At 61.8% G+C, this 18267-nt stretch carries 15 protein-coding genes and 2 rRNA genes (1 of these 17 cut by a window edge); 13 read left to right on the top strand and 4 right to left on the bottom strand.

Annotation, left to right across the window (positions count from 1 at the left end; all coding sequences use genetic code 11):
- Together F812_RS0100780 and rrf are read left to right on the top strand one after the other, a co-directional pair.
- Positions 1-2486: ribosomal RNA gene (locus F812_RS0100780) — 23S ribosomal RNA — on the top strand (it extends 313 nt beyond the left edge of the window).
- A gap of 188 nt (positions 2487-2674) precedes the next feature.
- A 5S ribosomal RNA gene (rrf, locus tag F812_RS0100785) occupies positions 2675-2789 on the top strand.
- Positions 2790-2916: 127 nt separating this feature from the next.
- Here rrf and F812_RS0100790 read toward each other — a convergent pair.
- The gene (locus F812_RS0100790) at positions 2917-3279 is read right to left on the bottom strand and encodes a hypothetical protein (protein ID WP_020084045.1); all 363 of its coding nucleotides are present in this window, start codon (positions 3277-3279) and stop codon (positions 2917-2919) included.
- Positions 3280-3406: 127 nt separating this feature from the next.
- On the opposite strand from F812_RS0100790, the gene msrA reads away from it, so the two are divergent.
- From msrA to F812_RS0100825, 7 genes are all read left to right on the top strand, one after another.
- Positions 3407-4066, top strand: a complete 660-nt coding sequence (gene msrA / locus F812_RS0100795) for a peptide-methionine (S)-S-oxide reductase MsrA (protein ID WP_026867738.1) — start codon at positions 3407-3409, stop codon at positions 4064-4066.
- 266 nt (positions 4067-4332) lie between these two features.
- Complete coding sequence (locus tag F812_RS0100800) at positions 4333-4584, top strand: hypothetical protein (RefSeq protein WP_020084047.1); 252 nt, start codon at positions 4333-4335, stop codon at positions 4582-4584.
- A 507-nt stretch (positions 4585-5091) separates the two neighbouring features.
- Complete coding sequence (locus tag F812_RS0100805) at positions 5092-6972, top strand: PQQ-dependent dehydrogenase, methanol/ethanol family (RefSeq protein WP_020084048.1); 1881 nt, start codon at positions 5092-5094, stop codon at positions 6970-6972.
- 161 nt (positions 6973-7133) lie between these two features.
- Positions 7134-8966: a quinoprotein dehydrogenase-associated putative ABC transporter substrate-binding protein gene (locus tag F812_RS22045; protein ID WP_020084049.1), complete on the top strand. Its 1833-nt coding sequence runs from the start codon at positions 7134-7136 to the stop codon at positions 8964-8966.
- A 131-nt stretch (positions 8967-9097) separates the two neighbouring features.
- Complete coding sequence (locus F812_RS0100815; RefSeq protein ID WP_020084050.1) at positions 9098-9667, top strand: c-type cytochrome; 570 nt, start codon at positions 9098-9100, stop codon at positions 9665-9667.
- A 1-nt stretch (position 9668) separates the two neighbouring features.
- Positions 9669-10937, top strand: a complete 1269-nt coding sequence (locus F812_RS0100820; RefSeq protein WP_020084051.1) for an ABC transporter substrate-binding protein — start codon at positions 9669-9671, stop codon at positions 10935-10937.
- Positions 10938-10955: 18 nt separating this feature from the next.
- Positions 10956-11930, top strand: a complete 975-nt coding sequence (locus F812_RS0100825; protein ID WP_020084052.1) for a PQQ-dependent catabolism-associated beta-propeller protein — start codon at positions 10956-10958, stop codon at positions 11928-11930.
- Positions 11931-11963: 33 nt separating this feature from the next.
- On the opposite strand, the gene F812_RS22050 is transcribed toward F812_RS0100825, so the two are convergent.
- Positions 11964-13487, bottom strand: coding sequence for a glycosyltransferase (locus F812_RS22050; protein ID WP_020084053.1), 1524 nt, complete (start codon positions 13485-13487; stop codon positions 11964-11966).
- Between the two features lie 188 nt (positions 13488-13675).
- On the opposite strand from F812_RS22050, the gene F812_RS22055 reads away from it, so the two are divergent.
- The 4 genes from F812_RS22055 (at position 13676) to F812_RS0100850 (ending at position 17329) form a co-directional block, all read left to right on the top strand.
- Entirely contained in the window at positions 13676-14566 is an 891-nt protein-coding gene (locus tag F812_RS22055) for an ABC transporter substrate-binding protein (protein ID WP_245257597.1), read from the top strand.
- Positions 14567-14698: 132 nt separating this feature from the next.
- Entirely contained in the window at positions 14699-15493 is a 795-nt protein-coding gene (locus F812_RS0100840; RefSeq protein WP_020084055.1) for a UDP-2,3-diacylglucosamine diphosphatase, read from the top strand.
- The gene (locus tag F812_RS0100845) at positions 15493-16554 is read left to right on the top strand and encodes a glycosyltransferase family 4 protein (protein ID WP_020084056.1); all 1062 of its coding nucleotides are present in this window, start codon (positions 15493-15495) and stop codon (positions 16552-16554) included. The genes F812_RS0100840 and F812_RS0100845 overlap by 1 nt, the downstream gene beginning before the upstream one ends.
- 193 nt (positions 16555-16747) lie before the next feature.
- Positions 16748-17329 carry a hypothetical protein gene (locus tag F812_RS0100850; RefSeq protein ID WP_156827161.1) on the top strand — a complete coding sequence of 194 codons (582 nt, stop codon included), beginning with the start codon at positions 16748-16750 and terminating at the stop codon, positions 17327-17329.
- 48 nt (positions 17330-17377) lie between these two features.
- Here the strand turns inward: F812_RS0100850 and infA are convergent, their stop codons facing one another.
- Together infA and F812_RS0100860 are read right to left on the bottom strand one after the other, a co-directional pair.
- Entirely contained in the window at positions 17378-17659 is a 282-nt protein-coding gene (gene infA, locus F812_RS0100855) for a translation initiation factor IF-1 (RefSeq protein ID WP_026867740.1), read from the bottom strand.
- Between the two features lie 167 nt (positions 17660-17826).
- A complete protein-coding gene (locus tag F812_RS0100860) occupies positions 17827-18033 on the bottom strand; it encodes a cold-shock protein (protein ID WP_020084059.1) in 207 nt (68 codons plus the stop codon).
- Positions 18034-18267: the final 234 nt, after the last annotated feature.

Consider the following 18267-nt stretch of genomic DNA (forward strand, 5'->3'; position numbering starts at 1 on the left):
CTAGGCCAGTATTTCAGTTAGGACAAGTGGAACCGGACAGGAAAGCCGGGCCTCAGAGGGTGATAGCCCCGTACACGTAATGCCAAGCTGAAATCTCGAGTAGGGCGGGACACGTGAAATCCTGTTCGAACATGGGGGGACCACCCTCCAAGCCTAAGTACTCCTTACCGACCGATAGCGCACCAGTACCGTGAGGGAAAGGTGAAAAGCACCCCAACGAGGGGAGTGAAATAGTACCTGAAACCGGATGCCTACAAACAGAGGAAGCCCGCAAGGGTGACCTCGTACCTTTTGTATTATGGGTCTGCGACTTAGTCTGACGAGCAAGCTTAAGCCGATAGGCGTAGGCGTAGCGAAAGCGAGTCTGAACAGGGCGTTCAGTTCGTCGGATTAGACCCGAAACCTGTCGATCTTGCCATGGTCAGGTTGAAAGCAGGGTAACACCTGCTGGAGGACCGAACCGGTGTCTGTTGAAAAAGCCTCGGATGAACTGTGGCAAGGGGTGAAAGGCCAATCAAGGCAGGAAATAGCTGGTTCTCCGCGAAATCTATTTAGGTAGAGCCTCGAGTGAATACCCCAGGGGGTAGAGCACTGGATGGGCTAGGGGCCCCCACAGGGTTACCAAACCTAACCAAACTCCGAATACCTGGGAGTACTACTCGGGAGACACACGGCGGGTGCTAACGTCCGTCGTGAAGAGGGAAACAACCCTGACCGACAGCTAAGGTCCCTAAATAACGGCTAAGTGTGGAAGGATGTGGGAATCCCAAAACAGCCAGGAGGTTGGCTTAGAAGCAGCCATCCTTTAAAGAAAGCGTAACAGCTCACTGGTCTAGATAAGGGTTCCTGCGCCGAAAATGTATCGGGGCTAAAGCCGTTTACCGAAGCTTCGGATGTGCAGCAATGCACGTGGTAGCGGAGCGTTCCGTAAGCCTGCGAAGGGCGACCCGTGAGGGCGCCTGGAGGTATCGGAAGTGCGAATGCAGACATGAGTAACGACAGGAGTGTCAGAAACACTCCCGCCGAAAGTCCAAGGGTTCCTGCGTAAAGCTAAACTGCGCAGGGTTAGCCGGCCCCTAAGGCGAGGGCGAAAGCCGTAGTCGATGGGAACCACGTTAATATTCGTGGGCCAGTGGGTGAGTGACGGGTGCTGCAAGTTGTCTGGGCTTATCGGATTGCCCGGGCAGCGAAGGTGCCCCAGGAAATAACCCCCACATAGACCGTACCCGAAACCGACACAGGTGGACTGGTAGAGAATACCAAGGCGCTTGAGCGAAGTGTGCTGAAGGAACTCGGCAAATTACCTGCGTAACTTCGGGATAAGCAGGCCGTCATTCTGGGCAACCAGAGTGGCGGGGCACAGACCAGGGGGTGGCGACTGTTTACCTAAAACACAGGGCTATGCTAAGTCCAACGACGACGTATATGGCCTGACGCCTGCCCGGTGCTGGAAGGTTAAGAGGAGAAGTGCAAGCTTTGAATCGAAGCCCCAGTAAACGGCGGCCGTAACTATAACGGTCCTAAGGTAGCGAAATTCCTTGTCGGGTAAGTTCCGACCTGCACGAATGGCGTAACGACTTCCCCACTGTCTCCAGCACACACTCAGTGAAATTGAATTCCCCGTGAAGATGCGGGGTTCCTGCGGTTAGACGGAAAGACCCCGTGCACCTTTACTGTAGCTTTACACTGGCAATCGTGTTTGCATGTGTAGGATAGGTGGTAGGCTTTGAAGCAGGGGCGCCAGCTCTTGTGGAGCCGCAATGTGAAATACCACCCTTATGAACATGGTTGTCTAACCGCGGACCGTTATCCGGTCCCGGGACATTGTATGGTAGGCAGTTTGACTGGGGCGGTCGCCTCCTAAATGGTAACGGAGGCGTGCGAAGGTGGGCTCAGGTTGGTCGGAAATCAACCGTCGAGTGCAATGGCATAAGCCCGCCTGACTGCGAGACTGACAAGTCGAGCAGAGTCGAAAGACGGCCATAGTGATCCGGTGGTTCTGTGTGGAAGGGCCATCGCTCAACGAATAAAAGGTACGCCGGGGATAACAGGCTGATGATTCCCAAGAGTCCATATCGACGGAATCGTTTGGCACCTCGATGTCGGCTCATCTCATCCTGGGGCTGGAGCAGGTCCCAAGGGTATGGCTGTTCGCCATTTAAAGAGGTACGTGAGCTGGGTTCAGAACGTCGCGAGACAGTTCGGTCCCTATCTGCCGTAGGCGTAGGAGAATTGAGAGGATCTGACTCTAGTACGAGAGGACCGAGTTGGACGCACCTCTGGTGGACCTGTTGTCGCGCCAGCGGCACAGCAGGGTAGCTATGTGCGGACGGGATAACCGCTGAAGGCATCTAAGCGGGAAACCCACCTCGAGACGAGTTCTCCCTTGAGAGCCGTTGTAGACCACAACGTTGATAGGCCGGGTGTGGAAGTACAGCAATGTATGGAGCTTACCGGTACTAATAGCTCAATCGAACTTCGATCGCTCTCATTAAGCAATGCTCATCTTGGATCTCACGCAGCATGTCCGCGCTGACGCGCAGACTGCTCCGATGGGGCGGCATTTATGCCGGCGCGCCTTGTGCGCTCGGGCTTTGGCCTGAGTGACGGCGCGCGAAGATGAGCGTAGGAGCAAGCATGGAAAGACCAGAAATTCGCTACACGCTTCCGCTGACCTGGTGATTATGGCGGGGTGGCTGCACCCGATCCCATTCCGAACTCGGCCGTGAAACGCCCCAGCGCCAATGGTACTTCGTCTTAAGACGCGGGAGAGTAGGTCGTCGCCAGGTCTGCCGAAGCGTGCTGCGAATTCGAATTCATCATCCTCTTCACAATGAAATTTCAAACGCCGCCTTGGCTCACGCCAAGGCGGCGTTTTTCGTTGTTTTGCGGCCCCGCTGCGGCGCCCGTGCGTGCTCAGGTGGCTGAGATGAGGGCGAGGCCCACGAGAGCGGCGATCGACATTGCCGTCGACAGGTTGATGTCGCCGAATTCTCGCACTTTGATCTCGCGGATAACCTCGCGGGTCTCGACGCCGCCGCGCGCCTCCGGCTCGCGAGCTCGTATCCAGTTCCAGAAAAATTTGAAGAACGTTTGCGAGCGGCGCCAGATCTCGAAAGGCGCGCGCTTCCACCCATATTTAACTCCGTAGATGGCGACTATGAGAACAGCGATCTGGAGGAGCGTCGAGACCCATCCGCTTATCAGAAACCAGATCAGCGACCAGGCAAATCCGACGGCCGACAGGATAAAAGAAAACAGCCAAGCAAGGATGTCCATGAAGCTCCACCCGCGGAAAACGTCGGCGCCGGTTGTCGGCTCGCGGAAACGTTACGGCCCACTCTGCAACCGGGTTCGCCCATTTCCGTAATGGTTGATGCACATACGCATTCCCTGAGGTGTGACAATGTTGTTCTCGAGAAAAAATACTGAAATGCCGACGCGAGAGACCGCGCTCGCGGGGCGTTCCGCGCCGCTTCGCACGGCAGACGAGCACTTCATCTTTGGGCGGCCGCTCAAGGGGCCATACCCGGATGGCCTCGAGACGGCGATGTTCGGTTTGGGCTGCTTCTGGGGCGCAGAGCGGAAGTTCTGGCAGCTCGGAGCCGGGATTTGGGTCACGGCCGTCGGGTACGCCGGCGGTTTTACCCCGAACGCGACGTATGAGGAGGTGTGCACGGGGCGCACGGGGCACAACGAGGTGGTGCTGGTGGTGTTCGATCCCAAGGTCATTTCCTATGACGCGCTGCTCAAGACGTTTTGGGAAAATCACAATCCCACGCAGGGCATGCGGCAGGGAAACGATGTCGGTACGCAATACCGGTCCGGGATTTATGTTTTCTCGGATGCGCAGCGCAAAACGGCGGAGGCCTCGAAGGCTTCCTTTCAGGAGCGCCTTTCATCTGCCGGATTTGGAAGGATTACGACCGAGGTTCTGCCGGCGCCGGAGTTCTTTTTTGCGGAGGATTATCACCAGCAGTACCTCGCCAAGGTGCCCCACGGCTATTGCGGCCTCGGCGGCACGGGCGTGACCTGCGCCGCACCGGCCGGTGTCGACGCGGCGTGAGGTAAACTCTGTTATTATTCAGATGGTTGAGGTCGCGCCGATGGTCAATTTCGGTGCGACCTCAATGCGCTCGATTCTTCTCCACCGAGACGCCATTGTTTGGCGGCTGCATTTTGCGGCCGCTTGGGCCAGCGCGCTCTCACAGGATTGGCGCGCTACGGATCTGATTCAAATTTACCCAATTCACCATTGACTTAGTGCGCTGCACAATTTGGCCCTTATTGTGCAGTGAATGAACCAATTGATAAGCAAAAGACGAGGGTGTCATGAGCGCAAAGCGTTCCCTTTTGGCTTGTGCCGGTTTCGTGGTGGCGACGGTTGCTGCCGCTGAGGACTTCAAGATGCCGCCGGAGGTGACGCCGCAGTTGCGCGCGGCCTGCGAGACGGATGTCCGCCGGCTCTGCATTGGGCAAAATCCCACGGTTGCGAAGGTGAAGCGTTGCGTCGCGCTCAAGTATTTCCAGCTTGGCCGCAAGTGCCAGGTGGAGCTCGCGTCGCTCGGTTTCGGCGGGCGCTGAGCGCCCCTCCCACCTTCGGCTTCTTTCCCTGAAATGCCTATCGGCCGTCCGTTCGGGCGGCTTCTTTGTTTATCGGGCCGAAACGACGCCCTTCTTTTTTGCGGCTTTGGTGGCTGTTCACGTCTGTGTGATCAGGAATATCTCCCCGCCATTATAGGAAAATGCCCCCTCGCTGTTCTGGTATAACATCCCTACCGTGCTTTCCGTTGGTGAGGGCATTCCGCGGGGACGTTTCCAATGGAGTCGTCCTGGCGTTCGGCGCTCATCAGCGCTTGTTTCTTGAAAACCAGGGAGCAGACGAGCGGTTCGACTGGGAGATTTTCCTGCGAATTCTGCAGGCTCACAGTCAAGAGACCTCCAAGAGTCTCGATCGCATCCGAAATGCCAAAAATTCGCGTGGCGCGCCGTTTCGCATGAGGCTCCGAGGAGCGCCTTGTGCAGCGGATGGCGCAGCTTTGCCTGGTGAGCGCGAGAAGCGAGCCTCTGTAGCTAGGAGAGGAGACCGCAATGACTCATAAGCTAGGCCTGCTCGCGGGCGGCCTCATGCTCGCGATGCTGGGGATGTCCGCCCCCGCGTTTGCGAACGACGAGGTCGACAAGCGCGCGGCCGACCCCAATCAGTGGGCCGCGCCGGGACGCGACAACCACCTGACACGTCACTCGCCACTCAAGGACATCAACACCGACAACGTCGGCAAGCTGCAGATGGTGTGGTCGCAGTCGACGGGCGCGCTGCGCGGCCATGAAGGCCAGCCGCTGTTCATCGAGGACGTCGGCGGCAAGCCGATGCTGTTCTTCGTTTCGGGCTGCCCCAACATGGCTCAGTGCAACATTGCACAGGGCATCGACCTTTCGGACCCCGACAATCCGAAGCAGATCTGGAACTACGTGAAGACGACGGACCGCGATGAATCGGCCGTGCCGCGCGCCTGCTGCGACACTGTCAACCGTGGCCCTGCCTTCGCCGACGGCAAGCTCTACTACGGTACGCTCGACGGCTTCCTCATCGCGCTCGATGCCGCGACCGGCAAGGAAGTGTGGGTGGTGAAGCACGCCTGGCCCGAGAAGGGCGAGACGAGCACCAGCGCTCCTCTGATCGCCGACAACGTCGTGATCCTCGGCTTCGGCGGCGACGAGTTCGCAGCTCGCGGTCGTGTCACGGCTTACGATCTCAAGGACGGCAAGAAGGTCTGGGAGTGCCACTCGACGGGCTCCGACAAGGACGTGTGCCTGACGCCCGAGACCAACAAGGCCAATCCGCACTACGGCACGGCCGGCAAGGACCTCGGCATCCACACGCACGTCGGCGAGGACTACAAGATCGGCGGCGGCGCGGCGTGGGCCTGGTTCAGCTACGATCCCGAGCTGAAGCTCGTGTATTACTCGACCGGTAACCCGGGTCTCTGGAGCCCCGCCTACCGCTGCTCGAAGAAGACGCACGAGGAGTGCAACACGGGCGAGTTCGACAACAAGTGGTCGATGACCATTTTCGCCCGCAAGGTGGACACCGGCGAGGCCGTCTGGGCTTACCAGATGACGCCCTTCGACCAGTGGGACTATGACGGCGTGAACGAGAACATCCTCGTCGACATGGACGTGGACGGAAAGAAGCGCAAGGCGCTCGTTCACTTCGACCGTAACGGCTTCGCCTACGTTCTCGACCGTGCGGACGGCACGCTGCTGCGCGCCCACAAGTACGTGACCGTGGACTGGGCCGAGAAGGTCGATCTCAAGACCGGCCGTCCGGTCAAGGTTCGCGAGCACTCGCCGCTCGAGCGTGGCCGCAACGTCTCGGCTTGCCCGTCGGCGATGGGCGGCAAGGACCAGCAGCCTTGCGCTGTCGATCCCGCGGAGCCGACCAAGTTCTATTGCCCCACCAACAACTGGTGCATGGAGCTCGAGCCGCAGGAGCGCACGCACACGCAGCAGGGCACGGTCTACGTGTTCGCCAACGTGTTCATGTATCCGGAGAAGCCCGGCACGACGGGCAAGATCAAGAAGTTCGACGTGCTGACCGGCACTGCGGACTGGGAGATTCCGGATCCGTATCCGAACTGGGGCGGCACGATGGTGACCGACGGCGGACTCGTGTTCTACGGTTCGCTGGGTGGTGACTTCCGCGCTGTCGATCGCAAGTCGGGCAAGATCCTCTGGCACCGCAAACTTGCCTCCGGCATCATCGGCAACCCGATCACCTACAAGGTGAAAGGCAAGCAGTACGTCTCGATCCTGGCCGGCATCGGCGGCTGGATCGGCGTGCCGGTGACGGCAGGCCTCGATCTCAACGACAAGTTCGGTGCGATCGGCGCGACGGCGATGACCAAGGCTGCCAACCTCGACAAGATCCCGCAGGCGGGCACGCTGTTCACCTTCCGGGTCTTCGAGTGATCACACGCTGAAAAGGAAACGCCCGGCGTCGACGACGCCGGGCGTTTTTGCTGTCTCGGATCGGGAAAGATGGCTCGGGATCAACGGAACTTGATCAACCGGAGCAGGTTGATTGCCTTGTAGGCCCGTGATCGCAACGATATAGAGTTACAATAATTCGCATGTACGAGAAGCGCGTGACGGTGCAGCGGTTCCCTATTCTGACGTCGATCCTCGCGGCGGGAGCCTTTCTGGGCTTTGCCGCCGTTGCGGCGTCCGCCGAAGAGCCGGGCTTTCGGGCGAACAAAGAGTTCGACGAGCTGACTGCCGCGGAAAAGACGGCGGCGCGGGCGGCAGGCAAGAAGGTTTTCGAATCCAAGAATTTCGGCGCGCTTCGCGTCTGTGGCGACCCTGGCAACATGCCGCTTTCGGCGATGGACGGCGGGGGCTTCCAGAACAAGATCATGGCCGTGCTCGCAAAATCGATGGGCGCGGAGGTGATCAACTTCTGGCGGCCCTATCTCGAGCGCGGCATCACACGCCAGACGTTCGAGACCAACGATTGCGACGTGCTCGTCGATATGCCGAGCGCCTACGGCGGGGTGCTGACGACGGTTCCGGTCTATCGCACGACTTATGTTCTCGCCTGGCGCAGCGACCGCGGGCTCGACATCAAGGGGCTCGACGATCCGAAGCTGCGCGATCTCAAAATCGGCGTCTATCAGACATCGGCGATCCGCGAGGTTCTGAAGCGGCGCGGGCTCAGCACCAACGTGGTGGTGCATACGGTGAGCCACAACGGCGACCTGCTGCCCGAGCAGCAGCCGACCTATCAGGTCCAGCAGGTCATCGATGGCAAGCTGGACGTTGCAGCCGTGTGGGGGCCGTTCGCGGGCTGGTTTCCGAAGATGAAGGGGGAGCCGCTGTCGGTTCTGCCCGTCAATCTCATGGATGATGACGTCCCGCTCGAGTTCGATCTTTCGCTTGGCGTGCGGCCGACCAACGTCGTGCTCAAGTATGCGCTCGACTACGCGCTGGAAGCCAACCGCGCCGAGATCGAGAAGATCCTGCGCGACTTCGGCGTGCCGCTGGTTTCGTGCAGCAAATGCGTGGTGCCGGGCGATCTGCCTTCGCATGGCTCCTATACCAAGCCATTCGAGGTGAGCGAGGGGCCGAAAGTCGAGGCCTCGCCCGATCAGCGGGTGACGCGGGAGCGGCTCGAGGCGTGGCTCGCTGAAGGCGCAGACGTGCAGGCGGAGCTCGCGAACGCGGTGCTGGCGGCGGACGAGGAGCGTATCCGTTTCCTCGTCGAGAAGGGAGCCGACATCAACAAGCCCGACGCGCAGGGCTATGGCGCGCTGCAGAGCGCGGCGCGCAACCGCAGCGACAAGATCATTCCCTTACTTGTTTCTCTCAAGGCCGACGTGAACGGGCGCGACAAGGACGGCTTCACTGCGCTGATCCATGCCGCGCAACGTAATCATGTGCCGTCCATCCGCGTGCTGGTGGCCAACGGCGCGGATATCGAAGCCTCCGTCGATGGCGGGTTCGGCCCCCTGTCGCTCGCGATCGAGGACGGGAAGCTCCTGGCGGCGAAGGCGTTGATCGAGCTCGGCGCCAATGTCAACGCCGCAGCGGGCACGGATCGCGTTACGCCGATCATGGTGACGGCCAGTCAGCTCGCGGTGGGCGAAGCAGCCAAGGAGATCGAGCGGCGGCAGGGGCTGAGGTCCACGGATATCGCGACGGCGCTCATCGAGCGGGGCGCGAACGTCAACGCCGTAAACGCGCAGGGCGTCAGCGCCTTGATGATCGCGGCCGCGCGCGGGAACATTCCGATGATCGGTCTGCTGTTGGAGGCGGGCGCGGATCCAAGCCTCAAGTCGAAAGCCGGCAAGACGGCGATCGATGTGGCACGGGAGAACCTCAACGAGGACGCCGTGAAGTCGATCACGCTGTTCGAGGCGACCATTTCCGAGCGGTCACAGCCGCGCGGCGGAAAGGAGAAGCTTTGAAAAGCTCACGCCTGGCCCGCGCTTTTTTTGGAAATCTCTGCAAGCACGGGGAGAGAGGCGCAGGTGCCTCACTGCAACTCAACTGAAACTTCGAGGCGGATATCAATTGCCATGAAACGAGGGACCTAAACGTGAAAAGCAATTTCCTCACCCTGCTGCTCGCCGCAGCGGTTTCGAGCGGAGCCTTCGCGGCCGTCTGCGCCGCCGCCGACGAGCCTGCACCGGCTGCCAAGACGGAGCCCGCCGAGGCGGAGAAGAAGTCAGACGCGGCAGCTCCGGCCGCGGCCGACGCCGCCGGCGGCGCGCCGATGAAGCCGATCGACCGCGTGAACGCGACGGAGAAGGGCAAGCTCAAGAATCCCTTCGATTACAAGGATCCCAAGATCGTCGAGGAAGGCCACAAGATCTACATGGGTCTCTCCTGCAACGGCTGCCACGGTGGTGGCGGCGGCGGCGGCATGTGCCCGCCCTTGACCAACGAGACCTGGGTCTACGGCGGTGACGACGATACGCTGTTCCGCCTGATCGTGCTCGGCAGCCAGGAGCTGCAGAAGCACGGCTATGCGCGCAAGGGGCAAGAGGGCGTCGTGGGCCCGATGCCGCCCTACAAGGATCTGATCGACGACGAAGCCAAGCTCTGGAAGGCGATCGTTTGGATCCGCAGTGTCTGGAAGGGCCGCGAAGAAAAGAAGGTGTGGTGAGATGACCGCTTGGCGGCTGATGAACTTGGGCAAACGTATCACGCTCGGCTCGGCGGCCGCTGCAGCAGTTCTTCTGGGGTGGCTCGCGACCGTTCAGACGGCGCGGGCCATTCCGGAGGCCCCCACGGAAGCGGCGCCCGGCGCGCTCGTGACGAAGATCATGTTCGTCGGAAAGCGCTATGCCGAGCCGCCGCCTCTTTCTCTTCTCGACAAGGTTCTGACCGACGAGGGTCTGCAGGGCGCACGCCTCGCGATCAAAGAAAACAACATGACCGGGCGGCTGGTCGAGCAGCACTTCGAGCTGGTCGAGGTGATGGCCGGAGAGACGGAGGACATCGTCCCCAAAGTGCGGGCCGAGCTTGCCAATGGACACAAGCTCATCGTCGCCGATCTGGAGCCGTCCGACCTCTTGGCTGTCGCGGATCTTGCCGAAGCCAAGAACGCCGTCATCTTCAACGCCCGCTCGAGCAGCGACGATCTTCGCCAGCAGGAATGCCGGGTGAACGTGTTCCACATCACCCCCAACTGGGCGATGCGGGCGGATGCACTGGCACAATATCTCATCTGGAAGAAGTGGCGCCGCTGGCTCCTGGTCTACGGTACGACGCCGGGTGACAAGGAGTATGTGGCGGCGATCAAGCGCGCTGCGCAGAAGTTCGGCGCGAAGATCGTGGAGGAGCGCCCTTACGAGTTCGATGCCGGATCGCGGCGGACCGACTCGGGGCATCAGCAGATCCAGACGCAGATGCCTCTGCTCACGCAGGGGGCCCCGGAGTACGACGTGATCTTCGTCTCGGATGTGGGCGAGGCGTTCGGCGACTATCTCATGTTCCGCACCTACGAGCCGCGCCCCGTCGTCGGCTCGCAGGGACTGCAGGCCGTGGCCTGGCACCGCTCGTTCGAACAGTATGCCGGCACGCAGCTCCAGAACCGTTTCGAGAAGCAGGCCAAGCGCGTGATGACCGAGCGCGACTACACCGCCTGGCTCGGCGTGCGCGTGGTGGGTGAAGCCGTGACGCGGACGGCGAAGAACACGCCGGAGGACGTGAACGCTTACATCCTGTCCAAGGATTTCGAGGTGGCCGGCTTCAAGGGGCTTGGCCTCACCTTCCGCAGCTGGGATCATCAGATGCGCCAGCCGATCCTGCTCTCGGGGCCGCGCGCGCTGGTTTCGATCTCGCCGCAGGAGGGCTTCCTGCATCAGAAGCACGTGGCCGACACTCTGGGCTTCGACGAGCCTGAAACGAAGTGCCGGATCTCAAAAAAATAATCCGAGGAGAGGAACCCCATGACGCGTATCCTGGCTGCTGCAACCATGGCGGCGGCGCTCGTATCCTTGTCTGTGTCGTCCACTTTCGCGGCGACCATTTTCGTTTCTAACGAGAAGGACAACACGGTCACGGTGCTCGATAGCGAGACGCTCAAGGTCGTGAAAGTGATCCCGACCGGCGCGCGCCCGCGCGGCATGGTGCTCACACCTGATTTCAAGGAGCTTCTCGTCTGTGTGGGCGACGACAACCGGCTGGATGTCGTCGATACGGAAAAGCTAGAGGTGGTACGGACGCTCGAATCCGGTCCTGATCCGGAACTGCTCGACGTGGACCCCAAGGGCGAGCGGATCTACATCGCCAACGAGGACGAAGGGTACGTCACTGTCATCGAGCGCGTGAGCGGGAAGGTGCTCGCCGAGATTCCGGTGGGTGTCGAGCCTGAGGGCATGGCGGTGTCGCCGGACAACAAGTTCACGGTCGCTACGTCCGAGCAGACGAGCATGGCGCATTTCATCGACAACGAGACGTTCAAGGTGACGGCGAACGTGCTCGTCGACACGCGGCCGCGCGTTGCGGAGTTCACGCGGGACGGCAAGCTCGTGTGGGTGTCGGCGGAGATCGGCGGCACGGTTGCGGTCATCGATCCCGTGACGCGCAAGATCGTAAAGAAGTTCGGTTTTGAGATCCCGGGCGTCCGCCGCGAGCTGATCCAGCCGATGGGCATCCGCTTCACCAAGGATGGCAAGACGGCCTTCGTTGCGCTCTCGACTGCGAACCGCGTGGCGGTGGTGGATGTCGAGACCTATACGCCCAAGCATTACATCCTGGTCGGCCAGCGGCCCTGGCACATGGCGCTCTCGCCGGATGGCGCGAAGCTCTACGTGGCCAACGGGCTCACCAACGACATGACGGTGGTGGATGTGGCAAGCCTCAAGCCCGAGAAGTCGGTGCCGGTGGGCCGCCTGCCGTGGGGTGTTCTGGTGAAGCCCTGAGGGCATCAGCGGCGGACTGCAGATAGATGCGGGCTACGCGCTGGGGCGGTTGGTCGTCGTGAATGCGGCGCGCGGGCGGTGCTGCGTCTTCTCCCAGATGTAGGGCGTGAAGGCGAGCTGGAACAGCGCGCGATAAGCGGCCAGCGACACGAGCAGCCAATAGACGGGCATCATCAAAGCCGAAATCGCGAGCCTCTGGCGTCCGCGGCCGGCGACGGCCACACAACCCAAAGCCACGCCGGAGACATAGCCGAGCACCAGGTTGGTGAGCCCGATGACTTTCACCGCGTCTGACAGTGTGTGGTGGTGCGGCGCGCTCAATGGGCCGAACGCCAGCTCGGCCGCCATGACGGCATAGAACCACGGGTGCACCAGGGCGGAGAGGATGACGCCGCCCATCAGCACTTGAAGCCCGAAGAACTGGAGCCAACCGAGGTCGCGGGCGGTCCGCACCGGGTTTCTCATGTGGACCAGGTAGGTCTGCATCCAGCCCTTGAGCCAGCGGGTACGCTGCTTCAGCCAGGTGCGGAAGGTGGCGGGTGCCTCCTCCCAGGTGGTCGAGGTGAGCACCTTCACGGTCCATCCGCTGCGCGCGAGGCGGATGCCGAGGTCGGCGTCCTCGGTCACGTTGAAGGGATCCCAGCCGCCAACCTCTTCCAGAACTGCGCGTGGAAAATGGTTCGAGGTGCCCCCGAGCGGGACCGGCAGCGCCAGCCGCTGGAGCGTGGGGAGGAGGCAGTCGAACAGCACCGTGTATTCGATTGCGAACTGGCGGGTCAGCCAGTTCTCCTCCGCGTTGAGGACGTTGAGGCGGGCCTGGACGCAACCGAGATGCGGGCTCGCCGCGATCAGGCGTGAGGCGCGCCGCAACTGGTCCGGCTCCGGCACATCCTCCGCGTCGTAGACGACGACCAGATCGCCGGTCGCGCGTCGAAGAGCGTAATTGAGCGCGCGGGGCTTCGTGCGTGGCTTTCCGTCCGGCACGACGACGATGGAGACGTGATCAGGCAGCGGCGTCTCGGTCACCGCGCGGCGGGTTGCCGTGTCCGTCTCCTCGAGGATCAAAAGGATCTGAAGCCGCTCTGCCGGATAGTCGATGGCGGAGAGCGCCGAGACGAGGTCGCGCACGATGCCGGCTTCGTCGTAGAGCGGAACGAGCAGCGTGTAGCGCGGCAGCTCGACCGGGTGGGTTTCAATATCCTGTTCAGCGGTGTGGCTCTTGCTGCCGAAGGCGGTGTGCCAAAGGGCAGCGGTGCGGAGCGCGACAACGCAAAAGAACGGCAGAACGAGAAGGGCTGCGAGGGCAAATATGAGCTGATCGAGCGCGATGAGCGCGGCGGCGAGACACGCGGGAGGGAGAAGGGCGAGCGTCCACTTCTGCCATCTCCACGCCGGTTCTCCGGCGGAAAGCTCGGGGTGGCTTCGGCGGAGGCTGTTCACGGCGTGGTCGAGGTCGCCGCGCTCGCGCGAGCTATCCCAAGCCGGAACGTTCTGGGGACTGCGCGAGGTGCCGAGGATGTTCGCTCGCGCCGCCGCCGCATCTCGTTGCAGCGGCATGGCCGGGCCTCGGGGCTCCGGGTCCCAACTGCCGTCGAAATCTTGAGGCACCCTCGTCCCCCGAAGCGCTCGGCTTTATGCGCGCGATTTTCGGCCGCGCGCAGATGTAATGATCTTGCCATATTGCTTTCAATGTTAAATAGGGAGATTGCGTTTGCGCCGTTTCTCTTCGAGAGGCCTGCTGCATCATGACGTCCGAGACATCTCATTGCGTTGCAGCACGCGGCGCGGCGGGAACGCGAGGCAGGGCGCTTGCGTGGGCGATGGCGTGTTTCTGTCTGCTCGCCGGTGTGGGCCTCCTCGCCGCATCTGGCCACGGGCAAGAGAAGAGCGTCATTCCGGGCGCCGCCGAGGAAGCCGCGCCGGCGGAGCCTCGCCGCTTCGTCATCCGCTTTCTCACCGAGGGTGAGTTTCCGCCTTTCAACTACTACGACGACGAGGGCGTGCTCTCGGGCTTCAACGTCGATCTGGCGCGCGCGATCTGCCTCGAGGTGGGGGCGGCCTGCGATATCAAAGTGCGCCCCTGGGAGGAATTGCTGATCGGCTTGCGGCGCGGCGATGCGGATGCCGTGATCGCGGCGCACATGGTCACGGCCACCAGCCTCGCGGAGGTCGATTTTTCCGATCGCTATTTCTACACGCCCGGGCGTTTCGTCAGCCGGACCGGGAGCGGAATCACGGACATCAGCCCCGACGCGCTCGACGGCGTCAGCATCGGCGTGGCGAAAGGGACGGCGCACGAGGCATTCGTCAAAGCGTTCTTCCGCGACAGCCGGATCGTGCTGTTCGAGAACCCGGAGCTCGCGCGTGAGGGCCTGCAGCAGGGCAAGGTGGATTTGATCTTCGGAGATGCGATCAGCCTCGCGTTCTGGCTCAACGGGTCGCTCTCGCGGCAGTGCTGCGAGTTCAAGGGGGACGCGTTCCTGGAGCCCAAGTACTTCGGGGACGGGCTCGCGGTTGCGCTGCCGCGCAACGATCCACAGATCAAAACTCTGATCAACGGCGCCTTGAAGCGGGTCCGGCAAAGCGGGCGTTTCCAGGAGCTCGTCGAGCGCTATTTCCCGGTCCGCATTTACTAAGACCGGCGCAACCGTTGCGGTTGGGGCACGCCGCGGCGTCGCGGGCCGGCCATTGTCATACTCCTGAAATGCAAATCCCTTTGTAAGGGAGCCTAAGGATACCCGCAGACGACGCGGATCGGAGGCTTGCCGATGGGGATCGAACGCTCATACCGGACACTGTTCATTTCGGATGTGCATCTCGGGACACGTGCCTCTCAAGCCGAAATGCTCCTCGACTTCCTCAAATATAACGACGCTCAGACGATCTATCTGGTTGGCGACATTCTCGATTTCTGGCGGATCAAGCGCGGCGCGATCTGGCCTCAGGCGCACAACGACGTGCTGCAGAAGCTCTTGCGCAAAGTCCGCAAGGGCACGCGGGTGATCTATATCCCCGGCAACCACGATGAAGGCATCCGCGACTACGCGGGCATGCACTTCGGCGGGATCGAGATCGAGCGGCAGGCCTTTCACACCACGGCCGACGGACGCCGCTTTATCGTGCTGCACGGCGATGAGTACGACGTGGTGGTGCGCTACGCGCGCTGGCTCGCGTTCCTCGGAGATCGCGGTTATGAGCTTGCGCTGTGGTCCAACTGGCCGCTGAACTTCATCCGGCGCCGGCTGGGGCTCGGCTACTGGTCGCTCTCGGCTTACCTCAAGCATCGCGTGAAGACGGCGGTGAGCTTCATCGGCGAGTTCGAGAAGAACCTGGCGGAGGAAGCGCGCCGGCATCAGGTGGATGGCGTGATCTGTGGGCACATCCATCACGCGGCCAGCCGGGATATCGGCGGCGTTCACTACATCAATACCGGCGATTGGGTCGAAAGCTGCACGGCGGTGGGCGAGACCGAAACCGGCGAGATGGAGCTGATCCGGTGGCTGGATGTGGTGCGCGAGCGTAGAGAGGCTCCCGTGGCGGATGCGGCGCTTCAGGCCGCCTGATGCGAATCCTGCTCGCAACCGACGCCTGGAGCCCTCAGATCAACGGCGTCGTGCGCACCTATCAGCGGCTCGCCCACGAGCTTCAGCTCATCGGGTCCGAGCTGGTGGTGCTGGGGCCCGAGAATTTCCGCCGCGTGCCCTGTCCGAGCTATCCCGAGATCGGCCTTGCCGTGCCGGATCAGCGCCATTGCTCGAAGCTGATCGAGAATGCTCGGGTGGATGCAATCCACATCGCGACTGAAGGCCCCGTCGGCTGGATGGCGCGCGCACACTGTCTGCGCCGGCGCCTGCCGTTCACGAGCAGCTTTCACACGCGGTTCGCGGATTACGTGAGCGCGCGCTGGCCCATTCCTGAGTCCTGGGTCTATGCGTTCCAGCGCCGCTTCCATGCCCGCAGCGCGGGCGTAATGGTGGCGACCGAGAGCTTTGCCGCCGATCTCAGGCGGCGTGGCTTCGAGCGGCTGCTTCCCTGGACGCGCGGCGTGGATACGGCATTGTTTCGTCCCCGGCCGGTGCGGCTCTTCGGAGAGGGGCCGGTTTTTCTCTATGCGGGCCGCGTGGCGGTGGAGAAGAATATCGAGGCGTTTCTGCGTCTCGATCTCCCCGGCATTAAAGTCGTCGTGGGGGATGGGCCGCAGCTCGCGGAGCTCGAAGCGCAGTATCCGGAAGTGATTTTCACGGGCGTGCGTGAAGGCGAGGGGCTTGCCGCCTGCTACGCCTCGGCGGACGTTTTCGTGTTTCCGAGCCTCACCGATACGTTCGGCATGGTGATGCTGGAGGCGATGGCGAGCGGTGTTCCGGTCGCGGCGTTTCCGGCGATCGGTCCGAAAGATCTCGTCACGTCCGGCGTCTCCGGCATTTTGAGCGATGATCTCAGGACGGCCGCACTCGCCGCGCAGGCGCTCGACCGGGCGCAGGTGCGCGAAAAGGCAATGGCATTCACGTGGCAGGCGGCCGCCAAGCTCTTTCTCGCGAACATCGACACTGCGCTCGCGCAGGCGCGCCAGCGCGGCGATAGCGTCTCGCGGAATTTCCCCATGGCACGCGCCAGGTCAGTCTAGGCCTGCGTCCGCCGGGGCCTTGCGGCTCTGTCTTCTTACAAATTCTCAATTCTCAGGAATTGCTCTGGCCAGCGATTCTGAATTGGCTATGCTCACCCGCTCTCGGGAAGGAAAGGCGCACGGTTTGCTCGCTCGCCAGCCCGCAGGAATACACGCTCAGGCACGGCTGCGCGGGTGGGGGGACCGGGCTTTCATGTCATCTCGTTGGATGCTCGGCGTGCATGGACTTGCTGTGTTGCTGCTCTTGCCGCTTGCAGCGGATGCGGCAGCGGCCAAGTGCCGGATACGCAATCCGGACGTGTCGATCGCGGGTGTGATGCTGACGGATGCGGAAAGCGCAATCGCGGTCGTGGGCAGCAACGCGAAACTGATCGAGAGCGAGGACGATCTTCCGCACGCGCGCTTCGTCTCGACCAATGGCGTCGAAGAGTTGGTGCTGTTCGCGCCCTACGGAGCGGTGGCGGACGAATATGCCGAAGCCGAGGTGCGGTATGCGGGGCCCGAGGCGCTGGTGCTCAAGGATCTGCCGATCGAGAGCTTCAAGACGGGCCGGGGTGTTCAGCTCGGCATGAGCGTCGCGGAGGTCCAGGCGCTGTTCGGAACGTGCTTCAAGTCACGCCAGAAGACGGGACCGGATCTGTTTTTCGAATACGAAATCGAAAAGGCCGATCGCGATCCCGAACTGACGAAGTTCGGCTTTCCCGTCTATTACGCGGAATACGAGTTCAAGAACGGCAAGCTCGTGCGTTACCGCTTCGGGTTTGCCTTTCCCTGAAAGACCGGCTCGGGACTGGTCTTGAGAGCGGGCTCTCGACCGCTCGTCTCAGCGAGGGCGGCGCGGTCCGCCGCCGGGGCCAACCGAGGACGGAGGGGGACCCGAACGGGCGTCCTTATGGCGGAAGTTGATGCGACCCTTCGTGAGGTCGTAAGGCGTCATCTCGACGGTGACCTTGTCGCCGGCGAGAATGCGAATGCGGTTCTTCTTCATGCGCCCGGACGTGTAGGCGATGACCTCGTGTCCATTGTCGAGCTTCACGCGGCAGCGGGCGTCGGGCAGCACCTCCTCCACCACACCTTCGAACTCGAGCATCTCTTCTTTCGCCATTCACACTCCCTGGGCGATCCCGACAGCAATCAAAGTAAGTATAGAGGATACTTCAGCCCTGCCGATGGCAACGGCGCGAGCCGACAGAACATGGCCTCATTACGATCTTGCAAAAGCAACGGGGAGCAGACACCGCCGCTCCCCGTGCTCGTCCGTTTTCTCTTGGCTCAGAGCGGGCGCAGGTTGACGGCAGCGATCTTGCCGTTGCGCCCACGCTCGGTCTCGTACGCGATCTTCTGGCCTTCGCGGAGAGTCTGCAGCCCGGCGCGCTCTACGGCCGAGATATGCACGAACACATCAGCCCCGCCTTCTTCGGGCTGAATGAATCCATACCCCTTTTGACCGTTGAACCACTTTACAGTGCCGTTCGACATTATAGTGCCTCCAAAGCATCGTCATATCTCCGGACCCGATGACCGGAGAGTCATCAAATCGCGCGATGGAGACTTCTAGTTTCAGCGTGGGGCGCTGTCGCAGAGTGAACCAAGGCGTGTTCGATGGCCTTATATGAACCGGCTTTTCTATAAAGGCAAGATGTTGCACGGGGACGGAGGAGCATGATCTCGAAGCTGTTTTACCGTCGGTAAATTGAACAGCATGAGTAAATG

The organism is Hyphomicrobium zavarzinii ATCC 27496, from assembly GCF_000383415.1.
Taxonomy (GTDB): Bacteria; Pseudomonadota; Alphaproteobacteria; order Rhizobiales; family Hyphomicrobiaceae; genus Hyphomicrobium_C; species Hyphomicrobium_C zavarzinii.

Coding starts and splice junctions, on each gene's coding strand:
- F812_RS0100790 (WP_020084045.1), bottom strand. CDS start 3,279: ATGGACATCCTTGCTTGGCTGTTTTCTTTTATCCTGTCGGCCGTCGGA.
- msrA (WP_026867738.1), top strand. CDS start 3,407: ATGTTGTTCTCGAGAAAAAATACTGAAATGCCGACGCGAGAGACCGCG.
- F812_RS0100800 (WP_020084047.1), top strand. CDS start 4,333: ATGAGCGCAAAGCGTTCCCTTTTGGCTTGTGCCGGTTTCGTGGTGGCG.
- F812_RS0100805 (WP_020084048.1), top strand. CDS start 5,092: ATGACTCATAAGCTAGGCCTGCTCGCGGGCGGCCTCATGCTCGCGATG.
- F812_RS22045 (WP_020084049.1), top strand. CDS start 7,134: ATGTACGAGAAGCGCGTGACGGTGCAGCGGTTCCCTATTCTGACGTCG.
- F812_RS0100820 (WP_020084051.1), top strand. CDS start 9,669: ATGACCGCTTGGCGGCTGATGAACTTGGGCAAACGTATCACGCTCGGC.
- F812_RS0100825 (WP_020084052.1), top strand. CDS start 10,956: ATGACGCGTATCCTGGCTGCTGCAACCATGGCGGCGGCGCTCGTATCC.
- F812_RS22050 (WP_020084053.1), bottom strand. CDS start 13,487: ATGCCGCTGCAACGAGATGCGGCGGCGGCGCGAGCGAACATCCTCGGC.
- F812_RS22055 (WP_245257597.1), top strand. CDS start 13,676: ATGACGTCCGAGACATCTCATTGCGTTGCAGCACGCGGCGCGGCGGGA.
- F812_RS0100840 (WP_020084055.1), top strand. CDS start 14,699: ATGGGGATCGAACGCTCATACCGGACACTGTTCATTTCGGATGTGCAT.
- F812_RS0100845 (WP_020084056.1), top strand. CDS start 15,493: ATGCGAATCCTGCTCGCAACCGACGCCTGGAGCCCTCAGATCAACGGC.
- F812_RS0100850 (WP_156827161.1), top strand. CDS start 16,748: ATGTCATCTCGTTGGATGCTCGGCGTGCATGGACTTGCTGTGTTGCTG.
- infA (WP_026867740.1), bottom strand. CDS start 17,659: ATGGCGAAAGAAGAGATGCTCGAGTTCGAAGGTGTGGTGGAGGAGGTG.
- F812_RS0100860 (WP_020084059.1), bottom strand. CDS start 18,033: ATGTCGAACGGCACTGTAAAGTGGTTCAACGGTCAAAAGGGGTATGGA.